The organism is Allokutzneria oryzae, from assembly GCF_042429765.1.
Lineage (GTDB): Bacteria > Actinomycetota > Actinomycetes > Mycobacteriales > Pseudonocardiaceae > Allokutzneria > Allokutzneria oryzae.
Genome location: NZ_JBHLZU010000018.1, coordinates 717,612 through 742,574 on the forward strand (window position 1 = coordinate 717,612; position 24,963 = coordinate 742,574).

General features: G+C 70.5%; 23 protein-coding genes. 13 read left to right on the forward strand and 10 right to left on the reverse strand.

The window, feature by feature from the left end; translation table 11 throughout:
• The first annotated feature begins 16 nt into the window (after positions 1-16).
• The 5 genes from ACFFQA_RS22525 to ACFFQA_RS22545 all read left to right on the forward strand — a co-directional run bounded on the left by ACFFQA_RS22525 (position 17) and on the right by ACFFQA_RS22545 (position 7,696).
• Positions 17-4,243, forward strand: coding sequence for a glycoside hydrolase family 38 N-terminal domain-containing protein (locus ACFFQA_RS22525; protein ID WP_377855486.1), 4,227 nt, complete (start codon positions 17-19; stop codon positions 4,241-4,243).
• Entirely contained in the window at positions 4,240-5,007 is a 768-nt protein-coding gene (locus ACFFQA_RS22530; RefSeq protein WP_377855489.1) for a peptidylprolyl isomerase, read from the forward strand. Before ACFFQA_RS22525 ends, ACFFQA_RS22530 begins: the two co-directional genes overlap by 4 nt.
• Positions 5,008-5,034: 27 nt before the next feature.
• A complete protein-coding gene (locus ACFFQA_RS22535) occupies positions 5,035-5,934 on the forward strand; it encodes an ROK family protein (RefSeq protein WP_377855492.1) in 900 nt (299 codons plus the stop codon).
• A gap of 141 nt (positions 5,935-6,075) precedes the next feature.
• Positions 6,076-6,978: an SGNH/GDSL hydrolase family protein gene (locus tag ACFFQA_RS22540; RefSeq protein WP_377855494.1), complete on the forward strand. Its 903-nt coding sequence runs from the start codon at positions 6,076-6,078 to the stop codon at positions 6,976-6,978.
• 220 nt (positions 6,979-7,198) lie between these two features.
• The gene (locus ACFFQA_RS22545) at positions 7,199-7,696 is read left to right on the forward strand and encodes a hypothetical protein (protein WP_377855496.1); all 498 of its coding nucleotides are present in this window, start codon (positions 7,199-7,201) and stop codon (positions 7,694-7,696) included.
• Between the two features lie 71 nt (positions 7,697-7,767).
• Here the strand turns inward: ACFFQA_RS22545 and ACFFQA_RS22550 are convergent, their stop codons facing one another.
• Positions 7,768-8,448: a TetR/AcrR family transcriptional regulator gene (locus ACFFQA_RS22550; protein ID WP_377855498.1), complete on the reverse strand. Its 681-nt coding sequence runs from the start codon at positions 8,446-8,448 to the stop codon at positions 7,768-7,770.
• A 91-nt stretch (positions 8,449-8,539) separates the two neighbouring features.
• Here ACFFQA_RS22550 and ACFFQA_RS22555 point away from each other — a divergent pair, with 91 nt between their 5' ends.
• Both ACFFQA_RS22555 and ACFFQA_RS22560 read left to right on the forward strand, forming a co-directional pair.
• The gene (locus ACFFQA_RS22555; protein WP_377855501.1) at positions 8,540-9,094 is read left to right on the forward strand and encodes an SCP2 sterol-binding domain-containing protein; all 555 of its coding nucleotides are present in this window, start codon (positions 8,540-8,542) and stop codon (positions 9,092-9,094) included.
• 11 nt (positions 9,095-9,105) lie between these two features.
• Positions 9,106-10,317, forward strand: a complete 1,212-nt coding sequence (locus ACFFQA_RS22560) for an acyl-CoA dehydrogenase family protein (protein WP_377855504.1) — start codon at positions 9,106-9,108, stop codon at positions 10,315-10,317.
• Between the two features lie 109 nt (positions 10,318-10,426).
• Here ACFFQA_RS22560 and gntA read toward each other — a convergent pair whose 3' ends face one another.
• The 6 genes from gntA to pdhA form a co-directional block, all read right to left on the reverse strand.
• On the reverse strand, positions 10,427-11,131 hold the full coding sequence (gntA, locus tag ACFFQA_RS22565; protein WP_377855507.1) for a guanitoxin biosynthesis heme-dependent pre-guanitoxin N-hydroxylase GntA: 705 nt from the start codon (positions 11,129-11,131) through the stop codon (positions 10,427-10,429).
• 736 nt (positions 11,132-11,867) lie between these two features.
• Positions 11,868-12,488 (reverse strand): hypothetical protein, encoded by a 621-nt coding sequence (locus tag ACFFQA_RS22570; RefSeq protein WP_377855510.1) that lies wholly within the window; start codon positions 12,486-12,488, stop codon positions 11,868-11,870.
• 97 nt (positions 12,489-12,585) lie between these two features.
• A complete protein-coding gene (locus tag ACFFQA_RS22575) occupies positions 12,586-12,741 on the reverse strand; it encodes a hypothetical protein (RefSeq protein ID WP_377855512.1) in 156 nt (51 codons plus the stop codon).
• Positions 12,742-12,902: 161 nt separating this feature from the next.
• Positions 12,903-14,330 carry a dihydrolipoamide acetyltransferase family protein gene (locus ACFFQA_RS22580; protein ID WP_377855515.1) on the reverse strand — a complete coding sequence of 476 codons (1,428 nt, stop codon included), beginning with the start codon at positions 14,328-14,330 and terminating at the stop codon, positions 12,903-12,905.
• A 19-nt stretch (positions 14,331-14,349) separates the two neighbouring features.
• Positions 14,350-15,372, reverse strand: a complete 1,023-nt coding sequence (locus tag ACFFQA_RS22585; RefSeq protein WP_377855517.1) for an alpha-ketoacid dehydrogenase subunit beta — start codon at positions 15,370-15,372, stop codon at positions 14,350-14,352.
• Positions 15,372-16,601 (reverse strand): pyruvate dehydrogenase (acetyl-transferring) E1 component subunit alpha, encoded by a 1,230-nt coding sequence (gene pdhA / locus ACFFQA_RS22590; protein ID WP_377855520.1) that lies wholly within the window; start codon positions 16,599-16,601, stop codon positions 15,372-15,374. The genes ACFFQA_RS22585 and pdhA overlap by 1 nt, the downstream gene beginning before the upstream one ends.
• A gap of 449 nt (positions 16,602-17,050) precedes the next feature.
• On the opposite strand from pdhA, the gene ACFFQA_RS22595 reads away from it, so the two are divergent.
• Positions 17,051-18,022, forward strand: coding sequence for an alpha/beta hydrolase (locus tag ACFFQA_RS22595; RefSeq protein ID WP_377855963.1), 972 nt, complete (start codon positions 17,051-17,053; stop codon positions 18,020-18,022).
• Here ACFFQA_RS22595 and ACFFQA_RS22600 read toward each other — a convergent pair.
• Together ACFFQA_RS22600 and ACFFQA_RS22605 are read right to left on the reverse strand one after the other, a co-directional pair.
• Complete coding sequence (locus tag ACFFQA_RS22600) at positions 18,019-18,786, reverse strand: sugar phosphate isomerase/epimerase family protein (RefSeq protein WP_377855523.1); 768 nt, start codon at positions 18,784-18,786, stop codon at positions 18,019-18,021. The two genes, ACFFQA_RS22595 and ACFFQA_RS22600, sit on opposite strands and share 4 nt — an antisense overlap.
• 50 nt (positions 18,787-18,836) lie before the next feature.
• Positions 18,837-19,829 (reverse strand): LacI family DNA-binding transcriptional regulator, encoded by a 993-nt coding sequence (locus ACFFQA_RS22605; RefSeq protein ID WP_377855966.1) that lies wholly within the window; start codon positions 19,827-19,829, stop codon positions 18,837-18,839.
• Positions 19,830-19,973: 144 nt separating this feature from the next.
• On the opposite strand from ACFFQA_RS22605, the gene ACFFQA_RS22610 reads away from it, so the two are divergent.
• Genes ACFFQA_RS22610 through ACFFQA_RS22625 form a run of 4 tightly spaced genes read left to right on the forward strand, consistent with a single transcriptional unit; the run spans position 19,974 to position 23,413 of the window.
• A complete protein-coding gene (locus ACFFQA_RS22610) occupies positions 19,974-20,993 on the forward strand; it encodes a substrate-binding domain-containing protein (protein WP_377855525.1) in 1,020 nt (339 codons plus the stop codon).
• A gap of 4 nt (positions 20,994-20,997) precedes the next feature.
• A complete protein-coding gene (locus ACFFQA_RS22615) occupies positions 20,998-21,972 on the forward strand; it encodes an ABC transporter permease (protein ID WP_377855527.1) in 975 nt (324 codons plus the stop codon).
• Positions 21,969-22,784, forward strand: a complete 816-nt coding sequence (locus tag ACFFQA_RS22620) for an ATP-binding cassette domain-containing protein (RefSeq protein ID WP_377855530.1) — start codon at positions 21,969-21,971, stop codon at positions 22,782-22,784. The genes ACFFQA_RS22615 and ACFFQA_RS22620 overlap by 4 nt, the downstream gene beginning before the upstream one ends.
• The gene (locus ACFFQA_RS22625; protein ID WP_377855533.1) at positions 22,781-23,413 is read left to right on the forward strand and encodes a nucleoside/nucleotide kinase family protein; all 633 of its coding nucleotides are present in this window, start codon (positions 22,781-22,783) and stop codon (positions 23,411-23,413) included. The genes ACFFQA_RS22620 and ACFFQA_RS22625 overlap by 4 nt, the downstream gene beginning before the upstream one ends.
• Positions 23,414-23,429: 16 nt before the next feature.
• Here ACFFQA_RS22625 and ACFFQA_RS22630 read toward each other — a convergent pair whose 3' ends face one another.
• Positions 23,430-24,101, reverse strand: a complete 672-nt coding sequence (locus tag ACFFQA_RS22630; protein ID WP_377855536.1) for a DedA family protein — start codon at positions 24,099-24,101, stop codon at positions 23,430-23,432.
• A 72-nt stretch (positions 24,102-24,173) separates the two neighbouring features.
• Here ACFFQA_RS22630 and ACFFQA_RS22635 point away from each other — a divergent pair, with 72 nt between their 5' ends.
• Positions 24,174-24,929: an MBL fold metallo-hydrolase gene (locus tag ACFFQA_RS22635; RefSeq protein ID WP_377855539.1), complete on the forward strand. Its 756-nt coding sequence runs from the start codon at positions 24,174-24,176 to the stop codon at positions 24,927-24,929.
• The last annotated feature ends 34 nt before the right edge of the window (positions 24,930-24,963 follow it).

Consider the following 24,963-nt stretch of genomic DNA (forward strand, 5'->3'; position numbering starts at 1 on the left):
GAGCGGAAGGGGTCCCATGGCACGGGTGCTGTCTGCGGAGTCGACCGAGCTGTTCACCGGCCCGGTGGACGCGCCGCTCCAGGTGGTTCGGGTGACCCTCGCCGAGCAGGCGACGGTGCGCGTGACCGGGCCGGGCGTCAGCACGCCGGAGCCGGCACGGGGCGAGGGGGTCGTCGAAGTCTCAGTGTCCACATCGGACAGTCCGGGCAGTGTCGTCAGGGCGCGGGTGGTCGCCGACGACGGGTCGGGGCTCGACTTCGACCTCACCGTCGCCGAACCCGGCTGGACGGTGCACATGGTCAGCCACTTCCACTACGACCCGGTGTGGTGGAACACCCAGGCCGCCTACACCACGGCGTGGGACGCGTTGGACTTCCCCGGTTCGCCGCGATCGGCCTACCAACTCGCGGGTTTCGACCTGGTGCGCGCGCACCTCGACCTCGCGTTGCGCGAGCCGGAGTACAAGTTCGTGCTCGCCGAGGTCGACTACCTCAAGCCCTACTGGGACGCCTTCCCCGGCGACCGCGACGTGCTGCGCAGGCTCATCGCCGAGGACCGGGTGGAGATCATGGGCGGCACGTACAACGAGCCGAACACCAACCTGTGCAGCCCGGAGTCGGCGATCCGCAACTTCGTGCACGGCATCGGTTTCCAGCGCCACGTGCTCGGCGCCGACCCGCGGACCGCCTGGCAGCTCGACGTGTTCGGCCACGACCCGGCGTTCCCCGGCATGGCCGCCGACGCCGGTCTCTCGTCCAGTTCGTGGGCGCGCGGCCCGTTCCACCAGTGGGGGCCGATGGAGACGCGCGACGGCGTCAAGGGCGATCCGGGCCGCATGCAGTTCCCCAGCGAGTTCGAGTGGATCTCCCCCTCCGGCCGCGGCCTGCTGACCAGCTACATGGCCGACCACTACAGCGCGGGCTGGTGGATGGACTCCGCCCCGTCGCTGGACGAGGCCGAGGCCGCGGTGCTGACGTTGTTCCAGGGCCTCAAGAAGGTGGCCACCACCCGCAACGTGCTGCTGCCGGTGGGCACCGACTACACGCCGCCGAACAAGTGGATCACCCGCATCCACCGCGACTGGGGCTCCCGCTACACGTGGCCTCGGTTCGTGTGCGCGCTGCCGAAGGAGTTCTTCGCCGCCGTCCGCGCGGAGCTGGCCGAACGCGGCGAGGAACCCACGCCGCAGAGCCGCGACATGAACCCGGTCTACACCGGCAAGGACGTCTCCTACATCGACACCAAGCAGGCGCAGCGCGAGGCGGAGGACGTGCTGCTCGAAGCGGAGCGCTTCGCCGTCTTCGCGTCGTTGGTGACCGGCGCGCGTTACCCGGACGCCGCGTTCGCCAAGGCCTGGGTGCAGCTGGCCTACGGTGCGCACCACGACGGGATCACCGGCTCGGAGTCCGACCAGGTCTACCTTGATCTGCTGTGGGGCTGGCGCGAGGCGAGGGAGCTCGCGCTCGGTGTGCGCGACTCGGCTCTGCGGCAGCTGACCGACCGCGTGGACTTTTCTCAGGCTGTGGGTCGCGGCGTGGTGGTGTGGAACTCGCTGGCCTCGTCGCGGACCGATCTGGTCACCGCGCGACTCACGGATCCTGTGCATGGCAGCGTTTCCGTTGTGGACGACTCGGGGACCGAGCTGCCAGCGCTTGTGGATCATGATGGCCACTCGGTCAGCTTCCTCGCCCGTGACGTGCCGTCTTTCGGTTGGCGGGCATACACAATACGAGTGTCCACTGTGGATAAGTCTATTGTGGATGAACCTGTGGACGGTGTGGACAGCTCGCGGTGGCAGCCTGTGGATGGTTGTGCGGTGGCCAACGGGCACTACCGCGTCGAGGTCGATCCGGGCCGGGGCGGCGGAGTCGTCAGTCTCGTCGAGCTGCCCGGCGAACGGGAGCTGGTCGCGCCGGGATCGGTCGGCAACGAGCTCGCGGTCTACGAGGAGTACCACCAGCATCCGCGCTTCGGTGAGGGTCCGTGGCACCTGTTGCCCAAGGGGCCGGTCCAGGTGTCGAGCGCCAACAACGCTTCCGTGCAAGCCTTTCGCTGCCCCATCGGCCAGCGGCTCGTGGTGCGCGGCGAGATCGGTCCGGTCAGGTACACGCAGACGATCACCTTGTGGCGCGGGGTTCCCCGGGTGGACTGCTCGACGAAGGTCGATGAGTTCACCGGCTCCGACCAGCTGCTGCGCCTGCGCTGGCCGTGCCCGGTCCCGGGTGCGCTCCCGGTGAGCGAGGTCGGGGATGCCGTGGTGGGCCGTGGTTTCGGCCTTCCGGACGTGGACTCCGCCGAGCACCCGTGGACCCTGGACAACCCCGCCTGCACGTGGTTCGGCCTCTCCGCGACGGCTCGTATCCGCGTCGGAGGGGCGACCCGCGCGATCGGTGTCGCGGAGCTGGTCGCACCGTCGCGGGCGGAAGCCGCTCCGCTGGCGCGCGAACTCACGGTCGCCCTCGCGCGAGCCGGAGTCACCGCGACCTGCGGTACCTCGGGCGGTCCGCGCTACGGACACCTCGAAGTCGACTCGAACCTCCCGGACGTGCGGTTCGCCCTCGGTGGACCGGACCGGAACGCGTTCACCGCCAGGGTTCTCGCCGAGGCGGACCCGGCCTACCGGGAGGAGCTCGACCGTCAGCTCGCCGCGACCGGCCGGGCGGTGGTGTGGGTTCCCGCGGAACGGCCACTGGCCGAGGTCTGGGTGCCCAGCGCCGATCTCCGTGCGGCGCGGGCGCTTCCGGTGCTGATCGTCGCGGGGGACGACCTCGGTGCCGTCATCAAGTCCATTGTGGACGATCTGGCGGACCACGAGATCGTGGTGGAGCAGAGTGTGGACGCGGGCGTCGGCGACTTCGAGCCGCGCACGGTGGCGCTGCTCAACCGCGGCGTGCCCGGCTTCGCGGTCGACGCGGCGGGCACGTTGCACGCGTCGTTGCTGCGCTCGTGCACGGGCTGGCCGTCGGGGGTGTGGATCGACCCGCCGCGCCGCACCACGCCGGACGGCAGCGGTTTCCAGCTCCAGCACTGGACACACGTCTTCGACTACGCGGTGGTCAGCACGGACGGCGACTGGCGCAACGGGATCCCGGAGCGCAGCGCGGAGTTCTCCCGGCCGCTGATCGCGGTGCCGTCGCCGGAGGACGGCGTCGGTGGCCTGCCCGGTTCCGGCTCCCTGCTGCGCGTCGAACCGGCGGGTGCGGTGAACCTCGCCGCGGTGAAGGCGGCGGGCAACCCGCTGGCCCGTGGCTCCGCGCGACCGGTCGACCCGGCGGAGGGCATCGCGGTGCGGCTGGTGGAGACCTCGGGAACCGCGGTGGCGGCGCTGCTGTCCTCGCCACTGCTGAGCTTCGCCGACGCGGCGACCGCCGACCTGCTGGAACAGCGCCGCGACTCGATCCCCTCGGGCGCGGAGCTCTCCGTCGACCTGGCCCCGTTCGAGATCGCCACCATCGTCGCCCGCCCCGAGCCGAACCGTTGGTCCACATTGGACGGTCGTCCGCTCGGGCCGGAGGCGGAGGTCGCCCAGCCGCTCTACGCGCGGTACTGGATGCACAACCGGGGCCCCGCGCCGTTGGGCGGGCTGCCGGTCGCGGTGCACATCGACCCCGTGACCGGACTGGTCCAACCGGGCGGTGACATCACGCTCACGCTGACCGTCGCGAGCGACTGCACCGACGCCGAGCTGCACGGCGTCGTCCGCCTGGTGGTGCCGGACGGGTGGACCTCAACGCCCGCGCAGCTGCCGTTCGGGTTGGCCCCTGGCGGTCACTGGCAGACGGAAGTGCAGGTCAGCGCGCCCGGGGGTGATCAACAGGGGCCGCATCCGGTGCGCGCGCAGCTGGAACTCGTCGGCGAGGCGCTCCCACCGAGCTGGCGTCAGGTGGTCGAGGATGTGGCGATGCTGTCGACCGTCGCCGAGCCCGCGCAACCGCTGCGCCTCGCCGGATCGCCCCGCGCGGTCCGGGTGGCGCGGGGCGCGCGGGAACGGCTCACCGTCGACGTGGTCTGCCAGACCTCCGCCCCGGTCTCCGTCGAGGCGCAGCTGCTCACCCCGTGGGGCACCTGGGACGCGACGCCGGACTGGTGGCAGGTCCGGGAGCTCAAGGGGCGCACCGAGTTCGGCTTCGACATCGCGCCACCGCCCTGGGCCGAGCCCGGTGCGTACTGGGCGCTGGTGAAGGTGGCCGGAGCCGGCCGCATCCTCTACTCCGACGCGGTCGCACTGGTGGTGACGACATGACCCCCATCGCGTGGGTCGGCGACGAGCCGGTCCTGGTCTCCGAGGTCGACAACGCCGAGGCCGAGCTGCGCTCCGGGCGCGCGGCGGCCACCCTGCCCGCGCAGGGCACGAGCGAGGCGCGGCAGCTGCGGCGCTGGCTGGTGCAGCGGCTCACGGCGGAGCGCATCGTCGGGCTGATGAACCCGCACGGCGAGCCGCCGGCACTGGAGAAGATCGCCGCCGACCGGGCGGCCATGCTCGAACTGGGCAGCGTCGCCGCGTCCCTGCTCACCGGCAGCCCCCAGGCGCGGTCGGTGTTCGTCGAGGTCACCGCGGGTGTCGCGGTGAGCCCCGACGAGGTGGTCCGCTACTACGAGGCGAACTTCGAGCTGTTCTCCGCCCCGGAGCGGCGAGTCGTGCGGCACCGGGTCCTGCCGACCCCGGACCTCGCCGACCTCTCTGAGTGTCCATTAAGGACAGTAGTGCGCGGTCAGCTCGCGGGACCCGTGGAACGAGCCCTGTTCGCGGCGGCGGAACGCTCGGTGGTCGGCCCGGTCCAGGACCCGCTCGGCTGGCACACCCTCTTCGTCGAGCGGGCCTACCCGGAGAACCTCCGCACCCTCGCGGAGGCGCGTGAGGAGATCACCGCCCACCTGCTCGCGGCGGCCCGCCGCCGGGCCTTCGGCGACTGGCTGGAGGCGCGCCGCGCGGAGCTGGTCCGCCTCGCCCCCGGCTACGAACATCCCGGAGATCCCCGTCAGCCGGACAACACCCACCGCCACTGACCCCACCGGTCCCGTACCGTCTCGCTGATGACGGACGTGGTGCTCGCGCTGGACGTCGGTGGCACGAAGATCGCCGCCGCGCTCGTCGACGACCGGGGCCAAGTGCTGCGCGAGGCCCGCAGGCCGACTGCCCGCGCCAACCCCGAACTGGGCTGGGCGGCCACCAGGGAGGCGATCGAGGAGGCAGTGCGCGACGTCCGGGTCCGTGGCGTCGGCATCGCCTGTGCCGGGCCGATCGACACCACCTCGGGCACGGTCAGCCCGATCAACATCGCCGGCTGGCAGGACTTTCCGCTCGTCCGCCGCGTCACCGGCCTGGTGCCGGACGTGCCGGTGCGCCTCGCGGGCGACGGTGTCTGCATGGCGCTCGGCGAGCACTGGCGCGGCGCGGGCCGGACCAGTGACCACCTGCTCGGCATCGTGGTGTCCACCGGGGTCGGTGGCGGCCTGGTGTTCGGCGGAAAGCCCTTCGGCGGACGCACCGGCAACGCCGGTCACATCGGCCACGTCGTCGTCGAACCCGACGGCGCGCCGTGCACGTGCGGTGGTCGCGGCTGCGCGGAAACCGTTGCGGCAGGGCCGCATCTGGTGAGGTGGGCGCGTGGGCGAGGGTGGAACGCCGGTGCGGACGCGGCCGGGCTCGCGGAGTCGGCGCGGGCGGGCGACGCGGTGGCGCTCGCCGCGTTCGAGCGAGGTGGCCGCGCCGTCGGCCTGGCCATCGCGGCGACGGCGGCCGTGTGCGACCTCGACCTGGTGGTGATCGGCGGCGGCGTCGCCGCGGCGGGCGAGCTGCTCTTCGGTCCCGTCAGGAGGACTCTGGCCACGCACGCAGGACTGTCCTTTTTGGACAAGCTGAGGGTCGAGCGGGCGGAGCTGGGCGCGCGGGCCGGTCTGGTCGGCGCGGCGGCGCTGGTCGCGAACCCGTGAGGTCGTCCGACGCCCACTGAGCGATTTCGCTCGTTTAGTTCGTTTTCAGTACCCCTGCTTTCGCTGCTGGTATCCCTGGGCGAAAGTTCTTCAGTGCTGTGGGCGGAGTGCTCACGCATCGCTGCCGCCAATGGAGAGAAGTTGAGAAAGCGCATCCTGCCGATCGCCGTCGTAGCCGCCACCTTCCTGGTCTGCGGCCTCGCTGTGATCGCTTCGGCCACCCCGGCCGCGCCGCTGAACGTGGTGGCGATGGGGGACTCCACCGCCTCGGGCACCGGCGCCGGTGACTACCAGTCCGGTACCGCGGGCACCTGCTGGCGCAGCGGCAACTCCTACTCCGAGGTCGTCGTGGCGAACCTGCGCGCGAGCGGTCGGAAGGTGGAGCTGCGCAACGTCGCCTGCAGCGGAGCGGCCATCAACGACGTCCGCACGTCGTTCAAGGGTGAGCCCGCGCAGCTGGACGCGCTGGAGCCGGACACGAACCTGGTAATGCTGACCCTGGGCGCCAACGACATCAGCTACGCCGAGTTCGGCGGCCTGTGCATGCAGGGCGACTGCTCGAAGGCGGCCGAGTCCGTCATCGACCAGATGCCGGGGATGGCCAAGAACCTGTTCACCCTCTTCGGGCAGATCAAGGCCAAGAGCCCCAAGGCGAAGATCGTCACGGTCGCCTACGGGCGCCAGCTCACCTCCGGCGCCAACGCGTCCACCGCGCAGGACCCCGTCTGCGCCCCCACGGTGTTCAGCGCCGAGGAGCGCACTGAGGGCAACAAGGTCGCCAGCGCCTTGGACGCGACACTCCGCAACACCGTCAAGACGGCTACGCGCCACGGCATCGACGCCCTGTTCGTCAGCCCCTACAAGGCCAACTCCATCGCCATCGGCAAGGAGTTCGCCGGCCACTCGCAGTGCGAGGCCGGTGCGACCTACTACCGAGGCTTCGACGCGCTCATGGCCGGACAGGAAGGTCGGGAGGCCGTGCTGCACCTGAACAAGGACGGCCAGGCCGCGCTGGCGGGACTCGTCTCCGCCCAGCTGCGCTAGACGAGGACGGAGGAAGGGCGTCCCGGCGCCCTTCCAGCTCTCGTCGGCGCGGCAGCGCTGGTCATGAACCCGGACCGAGCCGGTTCTCGACCGATCGGCCGGTGTTCTGCGACCCTCCGGCCGAGGTCGCGAAGGGCGTTCCGGTCGCACGGCCGATCCGTGCGCCGTCCTTTGTGGACAGGATTGCCGCCGTCGGGACAGCGGACCACGGAGGGGCGCCATGTCGGGGATCAGCAAGCGCACGTTCGGCATCGCACTGACCGCCGCGGCGGTCGCGGTGGGAGCCTTCGCCGCCGGGGTCGCCAACGCGGGCACCAACCCGCCGCCCGAGCTGGGTTCCTGCGCCGCGGGCGACCTGACGGCCGTCGTCAGCGAGGGAGTGTCGCCGACCCGCACCGACAAGCTGTTCCGGATCACCTTCAGTGCTTCCCGCCCCGGTGTCTCGTGCGGCCTTCGCGGTGCGAACGGTGCGCTGCTCGGTGTCGAGGTCAACCCGCTGACCACGGGCGGGACCCCGCCGCCGGTGCTCATCGACGCCGACCACCAGGCGGATGCCCACGTGGTGACCCCGCAGCCGCACGAGCAGGGCGCGCCCGCCAACTCGGTCAGCTTCACGCTGCCCGGTGGTGGTCCCGCCGGCATTCCGTTCGACGTCGCTTGGCCGAGCGACATCAACGGCCCCGTCGGCATCACGGCGGTCGTCGTGCCCGTCAGCTGAAACCCCCCATCAGCTGACGTTCGCCCCGTGGCCCGCCGCGCCCCCCCAGCCGGCGCGGTCACGGGGCTCCCCTATGCCTTCTCCGGCTGCTTCTCCGGGTGCCAGGCCTTGCCATCGACGAGGTTGCCGAAACCCATCCAGGACAGGTTCATCAGCCGCCGCGCCATCGCCTTCGGGCTCTCGTCGGGGTGCTCCAGCCACCACTCGGCCAGCGCCTCACCGGCCCCGGTGAGCGCGGCGGCCAGCGGCTCGGTCTGGCCCTCGGCGAACGCGCCGACCCCCTCCTTGCTCGCCGCGCGGTCGAGCAGCACGGAGATCAGCGCGATGGCCCTGCGCCTGCCCTCGGCGAGCTCGGCGGCGAACGGCGCGCCCTGGGTGCCGGCCTGGCGGTGCAGCACCTGCCAGGAGTCGCGGTTCTCACCGACGAAGGTGAAGAACGCCAGCACGCCGCGCCAGAGCTGCTCCTCCGGATCGAGGTTGACGTCGACGACCCCGCCGATGGCCTCCATCATCCTGGTGGTCTCGCGCTGGATGCACGCGGCGAACAGCTCCTCCTTGGAGCCGAGGTAGGCGTAGATCATCGGCTTGGAGATGCCCGCGACCTCGGAGACCTCGTCCATCGACGCGGGGTGGTAGCCCCGCTCGGAGAACACCCGCACGGCGGCGTCGAGGATCTGCCGCTCGCGCACGGCGCGCGGCAGCCGCTTGGCGCGCGGCGGAGGGGTCTCCCCCGCCACGTCCTTCTTGGTCATGCACCACCTCAACGGTGTCTCGGGACGCTCTTGCGACCAAACCTACTCAGAAGTAGTCTTACTCGCGAGTAGGTAAGCCTGGAGGTGCGTTGTGCCGAACACCGACCCGATCGCCGCCCTCGCCGAGGTCGACCCGAAGAAGATCAGCAACGACGAGTTCGTCGCCCTGCTCTCCGCCGCGTCGGACCTCGCGGACAGCGGAGCCGAGGTCGATCTCAGCTCGCTGGAGCCACAGAAGTTCGCTCGCCTGGTCTCCCGCGCCTCCAAGGATCAGATCGAAGCCGTCATGGTTCGTCCGGAACTGCGCGCCAAGGTACTGGATGAGGTCTTCCGGAGGATGGGAACGCACTTCAAGGCCGACCGGGCGGGCTCGACCCGCGCGGTCGTGCACTGGCGCATCACCAGGCCGGAAGGCGAGGAGCACGACCGCTACGAGACGGTGATCGACTCGGGCGTCTGCACGGTGAACAAGGACAACACCGCCGAGCCCCGGGTCTCGGTGACCCTCTCACCGCTGGACTTCCTCAAGCTCGTCACCGGCAACGGCTCCGCCCCGGTGATGTTCATGACCGGCAAGCTCAAGGTCAAGGGAGACCTGGGTTTCGCGGCCGGGCTGACCAACCTGTTCTCCATCCCCAAGGCCTGAGGAGAGACGACGTGACCTTCTCGCTCGAACTGTCCGAGGAGCAGACCGGGCTCAGGGACTGGGTGCACGGCTTCGCCAGCGAGGTGGTGCGGCCCGCCGCCTCGGAGTGGGACGAGCGCGAGGAGACGCCCTGGCCGGTGATCCAGGAGGCGGCCAAGATCGGCCTGTACGGCTTCGAGTCGCTTGCCACCTGCTACGCCGACCCCACGGGGCTGTCGCTGCCGATCCTCAACGAGGAGCTGTTCTGGGGCGACGGCGGCATCGCCATGGCCATCATGGGCACCGGCCTCGCCGTCGCGGGCATCTTCGCCTCCGGCACCCCCGACCAGCTCGCCGAGTGGGTTCCGCAGTGCTACGGCGACGCGGACGACCCCGAGGTCGCGGCGTTCTGCTCCTCCGAGCCCGAGGCGGGCTCCGACGTCTCGGCTATGCGCACCCGCGCGGTCTACGACGAGGCCAAGGACGAGTGGGTGCTCAACGGCCAGAAGGCCTGGGCCACCAACGGTGGCATCGCCAACGTCCACGTGGTCACCGCCGTGGTCGACCCGGAGCTGAAGGCCCGCGGCCAGGCCGGCTTCATCATCCCGCCGGGCACCCCGGGCCTCGTCGGCGGCAAGAAGATCAAGAAGCACGGCCTGCGCGCGTCGCACACCGCCGACGTCTACCTCGACGACGTCCGCGTCCCCGGCTCCTGCCTGCTGGGCGGCAAGGAGAAGCTCGACGCCAGGCTGGCCCGCGCCCGCGAGGGCAAGAAGGCGGAGGGCCAGGCGGCCATGGCGACCTTCGAGGTCACCCGCCCGACCGTCGGCGCCATGGCGGTCGGCATCGCCCGCGCCGCCTACGAGTACGCGCTGGACTACGCCAAGCAGCGCGTCACCTTCGGCAGGCCGATCATCGAGAACCAGTCCATCGCCTTCACCCTCGCCGACATGAAGATGGAGATCGACGCGGCCCGGCTGCTGGTGTGGCGCGCGTCGTGGATGGGCCGCAACGGCCAGAAGTTCGCCAACGCCGAGGGCTCGATGTCCAAGCTGAAGGCCGGGGAGGTCGCGGTCTGGGCCACCGAGCGCGCCATCCAGATCCTCGGCGGCAACGGCTACACCCGCGAGCACCCGGTTGAGCGCATGCACCGGGACTCCAAGATCTACACCATCTTCGAGGGCACCTCGGAGATCCAGCGCCTGGTCATGGCCCGTGCGATCTCCGGAGTGCACATCCGCTGATGGTGGGACCAGGTCGCCAAACCGCGCTGGCGGCCTCGTGAGGGGGTGGTGGATCCCGGTGTCCCCCAGTGCCGGGATCCACCACCACCCGCGGCTCCGGCGGCCTCGCTCAGGTGGTGGCTCGTTGCAGGACGTCGCTGGTGTACGTGACCGGGGACGCCTCGTGCCGTGAGGTGTACGGGCACTCCCAGTCGGCTGCGGTGAAGCGGCCGGAGAAGTGTCGCGCGGGCTGCTGGTACTCGTAGGTGACGAAGCTCGGGTTCACCGAGCCGTTGTTCGTCAGCTCGGTCTTGCGGATCCTGTCCTGCATCGAGAAGAACTTCTCGCCGAGCATCATGAACTGCTTGTTCGAGTTGAAAGCCATCGCGGCTTTGGAGAACCGGCGGGTGGCCCTCGATGAGCCGGGGTGCATTCCGACGACGAAGAACGCGTGTCCGCCGGTGTGGAATCCGAAGTTCGGCTCATTCGGGTCGGAACTGCTGCCCGGGTCGAGACCGTGGTCCTCGCTGTCGATGTCGTGCATGATCTGCAGGTGCTTCCAGATGAGCCGTTCGTACTCGTCCTCATCGACCAGGCCCGGTTCGTCAAAGGTGGCCACAAAGGTCATGAAGCTCTTGTCGGACAGCTTCTGGTCCAGTCCGATCGCGTAGCGAAGCAGGTCGCGGTGGTTTTCCAGCGCGGACTGCTCGTCGCCGAGTCGCCGATAATGCCCGTGGGTGATGGAGCCGCGCTTCACTGCCGCGCGGGCGCCGAGGCAGCTGAAGTTCTTTGAGGAAATGAACTCCTCAAGCTCCGCTTGTGCGTCGGATTTCATGGGGGCAAAGGTAACAATGACGACAACCGGGAAACCATGTGACGTGGATCTCACGTTGCATTTCCGGTCGAAGGGTTGCCCGTTTTGCGACTTTGTCGGCCGTAGGCTGATTGATTGACAGAAAAGTGCATGCATGTGCATGGAGTGCCTGTGTGCTGCTGGGTTGATTGCGGCGCCCGCCCGGAAAGCCCTTTCTTCGCATTTCGCTTCGAATGGGTAGCGAAATATGAGGTTCGGCCATTCGTGAATCACGGGTGTACACCTGGTTGACCAGCTCGTGATGAGGTCCTGTGGCCGCACCCGAACGCGCGAGCCCGGTTGCGGACCGCTTGCGCGAAGCTCTTCCCGGCGGTGCGACTGCGTCGAGGACCACCGGCGCCCGGAGAAGGACGTCGCTTCCCCGAAACCTGGCAGGGACGCGGTGACGGGAGCGGTACGGGCATGTCCAGTCCCGCTCGGTGAGCCTGCCGGAGAAGTGCCGGGCGGGCGCTGCACGTACTCGTCGTGGGTGAAGCTCGGGTTGAGCGAGCCGTTGTTCGCCACCTCGCGCCCGCGGATGCTGCGGACTGGCGAGCGGACATCGCAGTGGCCACCGCTCGCCGCTGACCGACAACGACCTCGCGGCACAGTGCAGGCACCGTTTTGCCTGGTCAGCAGGCAAGTCTGGGACAACGGCCAGTACGGCGCCGGGGAACGAGGTCCCGTGTCCACCCCCAGGGACACGGGACCTCATCGGCTACGCGGCCACCGGGGCCTCGCGCCAGTACTCGCCGTAGGTCGCCGCCTCCCTGGCCAGCCAGGCGTCGAAGTCCTGCCACTGGCGCTTACGCGGCAGGTGCATCAGCCGCGACCGCCGGACGTCGATCACCAGGGGCTTGCCGCCGGGCAGGAGGGCGGGCATCTCCAGTTGCATCAGCCGCAGCACCGAACACGCCGCGGACTCGGTCAGCGGCTCGTCCTTGAACCACAGGTACGTGGCGTACCGGGTGTTCCCGTCGACGAGGCCGAGGTGCGGACGCACGCGTACGCGCACGTCGTCGAAGACGACCTCGCCGATGCCGACCTCGGTGAGCGCGGGTTTCCAGTCCTCGGTGAGGCTGCACCAGCCCTCGGCGTTCTCCTCGTAGCTGCGCCGCTTCTTGGGGTGTGCGTTGTCGATCGCGGTGATCAGCTCGGACAGGTCGTCGCCCGTGCGTCGTCCCGCCTGGATGGCGTCGAGCAGGTCCAGGTTGTACCTGATCGCCCAGACGTTCCTCTCCTCCTGCATCGCGCGGTGCCTGCGCACGCGGCGCGCCTTCTCCGGTCCGGGCGCGTTGTTGTAGTCGATCCAGAGCGAAGTGGGGATGTGTCGCTCCATCCCGTACCTCCTTGGCCAGCGGAGACCCAACACCACGGACCCTACGGAGGGGGTCTGACAGTCACGGAGGTAAAAGCCCAGGTCAGCAGATGTGGCATCAAAATTTTCGGACGGATTTTCCTGGGCCGGTGATCCCGTTCGCGCTCAGCACAGCGGTCGGCACGGTGATGTCGCCGAACCCGCTTGCCCCGACCCACATCCGGTCGCCGTCTCGAAGCCGCGCGAGGACCCCCGGAGCACCGTTGCGCGTCATCTCGTCCAATGTGGACTGCAACGCGCGAGAGCGCCCGCGGGCAGGGCTCCGATGGGCTGCATGCGACGCATGCCCAGGAAGCGGTTGTCGGCAGTGTTCTCAGCCCAGAACACGAGCACCCCCGCCGGGATGACGGGGGTGCTCGATGTCCGTTGACCGGATCAGTACGTGATCGCCACCGACGGGTCGGCGAGCAGCGCGCCGACGTCGGCGAGGAACTGCGAACCCTGCTGGCCGTCGACCACGCGGTGGTCGAAGCTCAGCGCGAGCTGGCAGACCTTGCGCGGCACGACCTGGCCGTCCACCACCCACGGCATGTCCCGGATCGCGCCGAAGGCGAGGATCGCGGACTCACCGGGGTTGATGATCGGTGTGCCGGTGTCGACGCCGAAGACGCCGACGTTGGTGATGGTGATCGTCCCGTTGGCCATGTCCGCCGGCGAGGTCTTGCCGTTGCGCGCGGTGGTGGTCAGTTCCTCCAGCGCCACGCACAGCTCGCGCAGCGACATCGCGTCCGCGTCGCGGATCTTCGGCACCACGAGCCCGCGCGGGGTCGCCGCGGCGATGCCCAGGTGCACGTAGTCCTTGTAGACGATCTCGTTGCTCGCCGCGTCCCAGGTCGCGTTCACGTCCGGGGTGCGCCGCGCCGCGAGGCAGACCGCCTTGGCCGCGAAGGCCAGCGGGGTCAGCTTGACGTCGCGGAACTCCGGCGAGCTCTTCAGCCTCGCCCGCAGCTCCATCATCGGCGTGACGTCGATGGTCAGGAACTCGGTGACGTGCGGAGCCGTGAACGCGCTGTCCACCATCGCCTGCGCGGTGGCCTTGCGGACGCCCTTGATCGGCACGCGGCGTTCCCGCGTCGCCGCGTCGTAGCCCGCAGGGGCGGCAACGGCGACCGGGGCAGGAGCCGACGCGGCGAGCGAGACGTCCTCGCGGGTGATCACGCCGTCCGGGCCTGAGCCGTTCAGCTCGCGCAGGTCGACGCCGAGCTCCTTGGCCAGCTTGCGCACGGGCGGCTTGGCCAGCGGGACCCAGCCGCCGGGCAGCTGCTCCTCGACGACCGGCGCCGGTGCAGGTGCCACGGGAGCCGGTGCTGCCGGAGCCGCGACGGCGGCGGGGGCCGGAGCGGGCTTGGCGTCGCCCTTGCGGGCGCGGCGCTTGGCCGTCGTCGAGCGCGGGCCGTAGCCGACCAGCGTGGCGATCCGGCCGCCCGGCATCTCCTCGCCGATCTTGCCGGAGCCGTTGGCCGCGTCGGCCTGGGCGCGGGCGGCCGCGTTGGCCGCCACCGCGTCCGCGGGGCAGGCCCCACCGGGCTGCTCGACGGCGGGCGCGGCCTCGCCGTTCGGGTCGGTGTCGATGGTGATGATCGGGACGCCGACCTCCAGGGTCTGCCCCGCCTCGGCCAGCAGCTCGGTCACCACGCCCGCGTACGGGCACGGCAGCTCCACCGCGGCCTTGGCCGTCTCGATCTCGACGATGATCTGGTTGACCGTGACGGTGTCACCCGGCTTGACGTGCCAGTTCAGGATCTCGGCCTCGGTGAGGCCTTCCCCGACGTCGGGCAGGGGGAAGTGCTTGTACTGCGGCATAGCGGACTTCCTCCCGTTCTCAGTAGGTCAGCGCCTGGTCGACGGCGTGCAGCACCCGGTCGAGGTCGGGGAGGAACTCCTCCTCCAACTTGCTCGGCGGGTACGGGGTGTCGAAGCCGGTGACCCGGAGGACGGGAGCCTCCAGCGAGTAGAAGCACTCCTTCTGCACCTGGGCGATGACCTCGGAGGAGATCGAGGACTCGCTCGGCGCCTCGGTCACCATCACCAGGCGGCCGGTGCGGCGCACGGACTCGAACACCGGGCCGAGGTGCAGCGGGGAGAGCGTCCGCAGGTCGATGACCTCAAGGTCGACGCCGTCCTCGGCGGCGGCGGTCGCCGCGGCCATGCAGACCTTGACCGAGGGGCCGTAGGTGGCGATCGTCGCGGAGGAACCCTTGCGCAGCACGCGCGAGGTGAACAGCGGTTCCGGCGTGAGCGAGGTGTCCAGCTCCGCCTTCTCGTAGTAGCGCGCCTTGGGCTCGAAGAACAGCACCGGGTCGTCGCAGTCGATTGCCTGCTGGATCATCCAGTAGGCGTCGACGGCGTTGGAGCAGCTGACCACGCGCAGACCGGCGGTGTGCGCGAAGTAGGACTCCGGGGACTCCGAGTGGTGCTCGACCGCGCCGATGCCGCCGCCGAAGGGCACGCGCACCACGATCGGCACCTTCACGCGGCCCTGGGTGCGGTAGTGCAGCTTCGCCAGCTGGCTGACGATCTGGTCGAAGCCGGGGAAGATGAAGCCGTCGAACTGGATCTCGGCGACCGGGCGGAAACCGCGGATGGCCAGGCCGATCGCGGCGCCGATGATGCCGGACTCCGCGAGCGGGGTGTCCAGGACGCGCTGCTCGCCGAAGTCCTTCTGCAGCCCGTCGGTGATCCGGAAGACGCCGCCGAGCTTGCCGACGTCCTCGCCCATCACGATGACCTTCGGGTCGCGCTCCATCGCGGCGCGCAGCCCCATGTTCAGCGCCTTGCCGAGGGTGGTCGTCCTCGGCGGCTGGGCGGTGGCACCCGGTGCGTTGTTCATCGTCGGCGCGGCCATCAGTGCCCACCTCCAGCGTGGGTGTCGGCGAATCCGGACAGGTAGGTCAGGTACTCCTCGCGCTGGGAGCGCAGGGTCTCCGGCTCCTCGGCGTAGACGTTGCTGAAGATCCGCTCCGGACCCGGGTCCGGCAGGTTCATGGTGTAGTCGCGCAGGCGGACGGCGAGCTCGTCGGCATCGGCCTGCACGCCGTCGAAGAACTCCTGGTCGGCCAGCTGCTGCTTGACCAGGTAGACGCGGACCCGCTCGATCGGGTCCTTGAGCTTCCAGGCCTCCAGCTCGTCGGAGTGCCGGTAGCGGGTGGCGTCGTCGGAGGTGGTGTGCGAGTCCATCCGGTAGGTGAAGGCCTCGATCAGCACCGGTCCGTTGCCGTGCCGGGCCTCGTTGAGCGCCCAGCGGCTCACCGCGAGGGTGGCGAGCACGTCGTTGCCGTCGACGCGGATGCCGCGGAAGCCGTAGCCCAGCGCGCGCTGGTAGAGCGGTACGCGGGTCTGGCGCTCCAGCGGTTCGGAGATGGCCCACTGGTTGTTCTGGCAGTAGAAGACCAGCGGCGCGTCGTAGACCGCGCCCCACACCATGGCCTCGTGCACGTCGCCCTGGCTGGTCGCGCCGTCACCGAAGAAGGTGATGGTGGCCTCGCCGTCGTCGTCGCCGACCTTGCCCTCGAACTTCTGGCCCATGGCGTAGCCGGCCGCGTTCAGGCACTGGTTGCCGATGACGATCGTGTACGGGTGGAACCGCTTCTCCTGCGGGTCCCACGAGCCGTGGTCGGTGCCGCGGAAGATGCCGACGATCTCGGTCGGGTCGATGCCGCGGCACCAGGCGACGCCGTGCTCGCGGTAGCTCGGGAAGGCCATGTCGGTGGGCCGCATGGCGCGGCCGGCGCCGATCTGGGCGGCCTCCTGGCCGAGCAGCGGGACCCAGATGCCGAGCTGGCCCTGGCGCTGGAGCGCGTTGCCCTCCCGGTCGGCCCGGCGCACGAGGACCATGTCGCGGTAGAGCCCGCGGATCTCCTCGGCCGTGATGTCGATGTCGAACTCGGGGTGGTGCACGCGTTCACCCTCAGGGGTGAGCAGCTGCACGAGATCGGCTCCACCTTCGGTGGTCGCCCGCAATCCAGCGATGACCTGCTCCGCGGTCGGTCGGGCTGCGGTCGCAGCGGGGGCTACCTCGCTGGACGCGTCCGGCGGGGTGGCCGGAGGCTGCGTCCAGAAGTCCGGCGACGACATGCGTCTTCTCCTCGTGGTTGACGTCACGCCTCCCGCTTGTGGCGGGCGGGCACGACTACGCCGCTCGGTACGAACACCCACCGGATCGGGTGGGTGCCAGCCCGTCGACGATGACGGATCGCATTGCCGCCATCCTGACACGGGAATGCCATGATCCGTGAGCCCTGCCACATGTGGCTTATGTATCAGCTTGTGTACGGTTTTTTCGTCGCCTTCCGCGGCACGGCTCGGCCCCAGCCTCGCATGGCGGTATCCGCCCTCTGATGAGGGCTCCCGCACTTACCGATGGGTAACCGTTTGCGTGTGTGAGCGGTGACTTCTTGTTACTTCTTGGCGCACTGTAAAGATATTCGATTAGTAAATTACTTAACGTGCTCTATCCAGCACTGTGAGCACGCCGAGAGCATGTCCTCCCCCAATGTGAACTTCGAGGAGGACCGGGCGTGCGAATGCCGATCCGACGCCTTGTGACGATCTTCGCCGCGATGGCCGTGACGCTGCCGACCCTGCTGGCCGCTGCCCCGGCCTCGGCGGGGACAGCGACCAGGGCGGCCGTCGTCGCCGAGAACCGCGTCGACGCGCGCACGCTCGACCTCACCGTGAGCTCGCCCGCGATCGGCCAGCAGGCCAACGTGCGGCTGCTGCTGCCGGACGGCTGGGACGGCAGGCAGCACGGGAGGACCTGGCCGGTGCTGCTGCTGCTCGGCGGCTGCTGCTGGAGCGACGGCGACGGCCACGAGAGCTGGGTGCAGAAGACCGACATCGAGAACTACCCCGAGCTGCGCAAGGTCCTGGTGGTCACGCCGATCGGTGGCAAGGCGGGCTACTTCAGCAACTGGCACAAGGCCGGCGGCCCGAAGTGGGAGGACTTCCACCTCGACGAGGTGCTGCCGCTGGTGGAGAAGAACTACGGCGGCGGCACCAAGCGCGCGATCGCGGGGCTGTCGATGGGCGGCTTCGGCGCGCTGTCCTACGCGGGGCGCAGGCCGGGCATGTTCTCCGCCGCCGCCTCCTACAGCGGCACGGTGCACACGCAGCTGTTCATGCTCGGCCCCGCGAGCGTGCAGGCCGTCCTGATCGGCCAGGGGCTCGACCCCGCCGCGCTGTGGGGCGACCCGGTCAAGGACGCGAAGGTGTGGGCCGCGCACAACCCGCACGAGCTGACCGACAAGCTGAAGAACATCCCCGTCTACCTCTCCGCGGGCAACGGCGAGCCCGGCCCGCTCGACGCGCCCGGCGCGGGCTTCGACGTCAAGGAGAAGGCCATCGAGGGCATGTCGCAGCTGGTCGCGACCAAGCTGCTGCTCTCGGGCGGCAAGGTGCAGACGTCCTTCTACGGCAAGGGAACGCACGCGTGGCCGTACTACGGCCGCGAGCTGAGGAACTCGCTGCCGATGCTGCTGGGAGCCCTCGGGGTCTAGCGCAGCCGGTCCAGCCAGCCGAGCAGCGTGCCCGCGTCGCGGCGGAAGGCGGCGGGGTGGTCGTCGGGAACGAACTCCAGCAGCGCGTACCGGTCCACCTCGTCGCCGGCCAGCTCCGGCAGCACGGCCTCCCACAGGTCGGCGCGCTCGCCGAGCGGGAGCCGGTTGTCACCCCAGCCCGCTCCCCAGGAGAACACGTGCACCGTCGGCAGGTTCGGCAGCAGCGACCGGACCTCGTCGACGGCCTCCTCGACGTCCTGCGCGCCACGCGGCTGCCAGTAGGAGGCCACGTTCGGCATGCCGATCTCCGCCAGCACCGCCTGCGTGGACTCCACGGTGTCGGTGAGGGTGTTGCGGTGGAACTCCAGCGCGACCTGGAGGCCCTCCGCCTCGGCGGCCTGGGCGCACAGCCGCAGCGCCGCGAGGACCTCGGCGCGCTTGCCCGGCGTGATCCGCTTCGAGCCCCACGTGCCCGCCCAGACCCGGATCCTCGGCGCGCCCAGCGCGACCGCCGTGCGCAGCGCTCGGTCCACTTCGGACGGATCGGAGGCGCCCGCGCGGTAGTAGGAGCCGTATCCGGCGATCGAGATGCCCGCGCTCGCGCACTGCTCGCGCACCAGGCGGGCGGTCTCCACGTCGCCGGAGGGCACGTGCACGTCGCCGCCCCACTCCACGGCGGACAACCCCGCTTCGGTGACCAGCTCGATGACCCTCGGCACGTCCAGGTGCCGGAAGGTCACCGACACCAGGCCGGGAATGATCACTAGCCCTCCTCTCGCATCGACCGCCGGCAGGGACCTTAGCGGCGTCACGATCATGCGCAGCCGCAGGAGCGGCGGTGCATCAGCCGTGCGGGCAGCCGGATCGTGCGCGCCGGGCGCCGAGGATCGGCGATCCTGGCGAGCAGCATCCGCACCGCGGTGCGCCCGATCTCGGCGATCGGCTGCGCCATCGTGGTCAGCGGCGGGTCCACCAGCTCGGCCCACTCGACCTCGTCGTAGCAGACGACCGCGAGGTCCTCGCCGACCCGGATGCCGAGCTCTCGGCTCGCCCGCAGGACTCCTACCAGCATGTTGTTGTTCGCCGCGACCACGGCGGTCGGTGGTCGCGACAGCGCGGCCATCCGCCGCAGCGCCTCTGCGGCGGGCTGGACGGCCGACTCCCCGGAGATCATCAGCGCCTCGTCGGACGGCAGCCCTGCGCGGTGCAGGCCGACCAGGTACCCGCGCGTCCGCTCCGCGCTCGTGGTCAGTCCCGCGGCTCCGCTGACCAACCCGATCCGGCGATGACCACGTTCGGCCAAATGGGTGACGAGGCTGGCGGTCGAGCCGACGTTCTCCGGTCCCACCTGATCGAACTGGCCGTCGGCTGGCAGCCGGTCCACGAGCACCGTGGGCACGCCGAGGTGCCGCAGCTCCGGCAGCACCGCCGCACTCGCCCGGCGCGACGGCGTCAGCAGCAGCCCGTCCACCCGGCGCGAGCGCAGCGCCCGCACGGCGGCGTGCTCCGCCTCGGCCTCGTCGTGGGTGTCGATCAGCAGCAGGGTGAACCCCGCGCCGCTGGCCTCGCTCTCGATGGCCTGCATCAGCTCCGCGAAGTACGGGTTGGCGACCAGCGAGATCGCCACGCCCAGCGTGCGGGTGCCGCCGGTGACCAGCGACCTGGCGATCGCGTTGCCGGTGTAGCCGGTCCGCGCGACCGCGTCGAGCACCCGCTGCCTGGTCTCCTCTGCGACCGGGCGGGTCCCGTTGACCACGTGCGACACCGTGGTGATCGAGACCCCGGCCAGTCGCGCGACCTCCCGCATGGTGACCACGCGTCCAGGGTGCGCCGGTCGCAAGCGTTTGCGCAAACGCTTGGCGCTCGCCGTGCGCCGGGTTAGCTTCCGCGCCACTATCCGCGCACCGCCGCCCGCGCCAGGAGGGCGGTCCGCCTACCCAGGAGGCAGCGAATGGGACGACGAGGTCCCCTCGGCCGCGGCGCCGCCGTGCTCACGGCCGCCGCGATCGCACTCACGGGCACCGCCTGCTCCAGCCAGAAGGCCGGAGACACCGGGCGGGGCAACGACGACGGCAAGACCAAGGTCGGCCTGGTCACCAAGACCGACAGCAACCCGTTCTTCGTGGCGTTGCGCGACGCGGCGAAGGCGCAGGCGGCCAAGGACGGCGCCGAGGTCATCGCGCTCGCGGGCAAGTTCGACGGCGACAACGAGGGCCAGGTCGCCGCGCTGGAGAACCTGGTCCAGCAGGGCGTGGACGCCATCATGATCACGCCGAGCAACTCCACCGGCATCCTCGGCGCGATCAAGAAGGCCAGGGAGAAGGGCATCCTGGTGATCGCCCTGGACACCGAGACCGACCCGAAGGACGCGGTCGACGCCACCTTCGCCACCGACAACCTCGACGCGGGCCGGTCGCAGGGCGCCTACGTGAAGGCCGCACTCGCGGGCAAGGAGCCGAAGCTGCTGATGCTCGACGGCACGCCCGGCGGCACTGTGGACGAGATGCGCCACCGAGGTTTCCTCGCGGGCATCGGCATCGCCGAGGGTGACCCGAAGATCGTGGGCAAGGAGTCGACCAACGGCGACCAGAACAAGGCCCAGCAGGCGATGGAGAACCTGCTCCAGCGCGCCGCCGACGTGAACTCCGTCTACACGATCAACGAGCCCGCCGCCCGGGGCGGTTACGCGGCGCTGGCGGCGCGCGGCAAGGCGGCGCAGGTCCTCGTCGGCTCGATCGACGGCGGCTGCCAGGGCGTGCGGGACGTGAAGGACGGCAAGTACGCCCTCACCGTCATGCAGTTCCCGAAGAAGATGGCCGAGCAGGGCGTGCAGGCTGCCGTGGAGTTCACCAGGTCCGGCAAGAAGCCGAGCGGCTTCGTGAACACCGGCTCCGTGGTGGTCACCGACAAGCCGGTGCCCGGCATCGAGTCCAAGGACACGGCGTGGGGCCTGCAGAACTGCTGGGGATGATCACGTGAGTACCAGGACCAAGGGCAGTGTCACCGAGTTCGTGCTGCGGACTCCGGCGGTCGGCCCCGCCATCGCGCTGGCGGTGGCGGTCGTGCTGTTCGCCGCGACCACCGACACCTTCCTCAACAGCGACAACCTCTCGCTGATCGTCCAGCAGTCGCTGGTGGTCGGCACGCTCGCGCTCGGCCAGACGCTGGTGATCCTCACCGGTGGCATCGACCTGGCCAACGCGGCGACCGCGGTGATGGGGACCCTGCTGATGGCCAAGCTGGTCGTCGGCGGGGTCTCCGGACCCGTCGCGCTCGTCACCGGGATCGCGGTCGCGGTGGCGATCGGAGCGCTGGTCGGCGGCATCGTCACCGGGGCGAGCCTGCCGCCGTTCATCGTCACCCTCGGCATGCTGACCATTGTCACCGCGGTCAGCCGGATCTACGCCGAGGGCCGCAGCTACCCGGTCACCGACGACGTGCTGTCGTTCCTCGGCACCCGGCAGTACCTCTTCGGCCACATCGAGGTCACCGTCGGCATGGGGCTGGCGCTGCTGATGTACCTCGGCCTCTGGTACTCGCTGACCAGGACCGCGTGGGGCAAGCACGTCTACGCCGTCGGCAACGACCCGGAGGCGGCGCGGCTGTCGGGCATCAACGTCCGGCGCACCGTGCTCAGCGTCTACGTGGTCGCCGGGCTGGTCTACGGCATCGCGGCCTGGCAGGCGCTGGGCCGGGTGCCCAACGCCGACCCGAACGCCTTCCAGATGGGCAACCTCGACTCGATCACCGCGGTGGTGCTCGGCGGGACCAGCCTGTTCGGCGGGCGGGGCAGCGTGCTCGGCACCCTGGTCGGCGCGCTGATCGTCGCGGTGCTGCGCTCCGGGCTGACCCAGGCCGGGATCGACAGCCTCTACCAGGACGTCGCCACCGGCGTGCTGGTGATCGTCGCGGTGGCGGTGGACCGGTTCTCCAGGAGGAAGCAGCGATGAGCGAGCAGCTGCCGGTGCTCCAGGCCCGCGGCCTGGTCAAGCGCTACGGCAAGGTGACAGCGATCGACGGCGCCGACTTCGACCTGCTGCCCGGCGAGGTGCTCGCGGTGGTCGGCGACAACGGCGCGGGCAAGTCCAGCCTGATCAAGGCGCTCTCCGGCGCGGTGGTCCCGGACTCGGGCGAGATCCTGCTCGACGGTGAGCGGGTGCGGTTCTCCGGCCCGCTCGACGCGCGCAGGCACGGCATCGAGACGGTCTACCAGGACCTGGCGCTCGCGCCGGCCCAGGACATCGCGACCAACGTCTTCCTCGGCAGGGAGCGCCGCAGGCCAGGGCCGCTGGGCACGGTGTTCCGGCTGCTGGACGCCAAGGGCATGCGGGCGGAGGCGGCCAGGATCCTCGGTGAGCTGGACATCAAGATCAAGTCGATGACCCAGGCCGTTGAGACGCTCTCCGGCGGGCAGCGCCAGGGCATCGCGGTGGCGAGGGCGGCGGCGTTCGGCAGCCGGGTGGTGATCATGGATGAGCCCACGGCGGCCCTGGGCGTCGCGGAGTCGGCCAAGGTGCTCGACCTGATCGCCCGCATCCGGGACCGGGGCCTGCCGGTGGTGCTGATCAGCCACAACATGCCGCACGTCTTCGAGATCGCCGACCGGGTGCACGTGCACCGGCTCGGCAGGCGCGTCGGCGTGGTCTCCCCGCGCGAGCGCACGATGAACGAGGTGGTCGGCCTGATCACCGGCGCGCTGGAGGTCGGCGACGACGGCGAGCTGGTCGAGGTGTACCGCAACGCGGGACGGAAGCCCGCATGAGCCTCGACGTGACCTTCGACGAGCTGCTGGAGCGCGCGTCGAGGCTGGCGGAGCCGGGCGGGCGTCGCCTGCTCGGCATCACCGGCGCCCCGGGGGCTGGCAAGTCGACGCTGGCGGAACGGCTCGCGGACGCGCTCGGCGAGCGGGCGGTGCTGGTCGGCATGGACGGCTTCCACCTGGCCCAGCGCGAGCTGGAACGTCTTGGCAGGGCGGAGCGCAAGGGGGCCCCGGACACCTTCGACGCGCACGGCTACCTGGACCTGCTGGTGCGGTTGCGGCGGGCGGAGCCGGGCGTGACGGTCTACGCCCCGGAGTTCCGCCGCGAGATCGAAGAGCCGGTGGCCTGCGCGGTCCCGGTCGCGCCTGAGGTGCCGCTGGTGATCACCGAGGGCAACTACCTGCTCCTACCGGACGACCCGTGGCCCCGGCTGCGCGACGTGCTCGACGAGACCTGGTTCCTGGCTCCCGACGAGGAGCTGCGGCTCTCCCGCCTGGTCGCGAGGCACGAGCGCTACGGCCGCAGCCACGAGGAGGCCGAACGCCGCGCCCACGGCTCGGACCAGGCCAACGCGCTCCGGGTGGTCGCGACGGCTTCGCGCGCCGACCTCCGGATCCACGCCGTGACCTAGCGCCGCGCCGGGGTGTTCAGCGGGACTGTGGCGGGGTGGTGTCCGCCGACTCGTCGATGGGGCGCTTCATGTCCTGGCGGAAGCGGACCGCGCCGTAGACCGTTCCCGTCAGGACCACCGCCAGGAACGCGATGATCGCCGCCACCTTCAGCCACGGGTACCGGTCGAGCAGCCCCGCGGCGTAGTAGCCGAAGAGGATCAGCAGCGGCGCCCAGGTGATCGATCCGATCACGGAGGACCAGAAGAAGCGGCGGCGGTCCATCCGCGCCGCGCCCGCGATCATCGGGGCGAGCGTGCGCACCCACGGCAGCCAGCGGGCCGCCACGATCGCCCAGAACCCGTAGCGGTCCAGGAAGTTCCGCGCCCGCTCCAGGTTCTCCCGGTTGAGCACCTTGCCGCCCTCGCGGGCCAGCACCCTGGTGCCGGTGCGCACCCCGATGCGGTAGCCGACGTCGTTGCCCCAGATCGCCACCAGGGTGGTCGCAGCGGCAAGACCCCACGCGTTGCCGGGCAGGTCCTGTTGTGCGAGCAGGACCCCGGCGGTGAACAGCAGCGAGTCGCCCGGTAGGAAAAGGCCGATGATGAGAGCGCATTCAGCGAAGATGAAGCCGACGACCACGGCCCAGATCAGAACGGGTCCGCTGGAGCCCAAGGGGTCCCAGGCAAGGTTGGTCAGCGCCGCCGTCACTGTGCCGACACTACGTGGGTCAGCGGCCGGTCATCGGTGAATTCCTGGTTGACGACGAGGGAGGGCGTCGCGATGAGCTCGCTGAGCCTCACCGTGCTCGGGGCGGGCACGCCGTACCCGCGGCCGGACAACGCCTGCTCGGGGTACCTGCTGCGCACCGAGGAGAGCGCGGTGTGGGTCGACGCGGGCCCGGGGTCCTTCGCCAACCTCCAGCGCCACGTCTCGCCCGATCGGTTGAGCGCCATCTGGATCTCCCACCTGCACGCCGACCACTTCGCCGACCTCGCCGCCGCCTACTACGCGCTGGCCTTCTCCGAGTTGCGCCCGCAGCGCCGCATCCCCGTCTACGGCCCGATCGGCTGGGGCGGGCGCCTCGAAGCCTTCCTCACCAACGCCCACGTCGCCGCGATGAGCGCGGTCTTCGAGGAGCACGAGCTGCACGACGGCCATGACGTGGACGTCGACGGCATCCGGCTCACCAGCCGCGCCGTGCACCACGGCATCCCCGCTTTCGGCGTGCGTGCCGAGCACAACGGAACGGTGCTGGCCTACTCCGGTGACACCGGCCCGTGCGCAGCGCTGGACGAGCTGGCCCACGGCGCGGACGTCCTGCTGTGCGAGGCCGACTCCGACGACGAGATGGACACCGCGTTCCACTGCACGCCCGAGGACGCGGGCGAGGCCGCGCGCAAGGCCGGGGTGCGCCAGCTGCTGCTCACCCACGTCGGACCCGCGATGACGCCGGACTGGGCGGCCCAGCGCGCCGCGAAGGTCTACTGCGGGCGCACCGCCGCGGTCGCGGAGAACGAGACCTACGAACTGCGCTGAAGAGCCCTCGCCGACCGAGGGCGCCGCGGTCTAC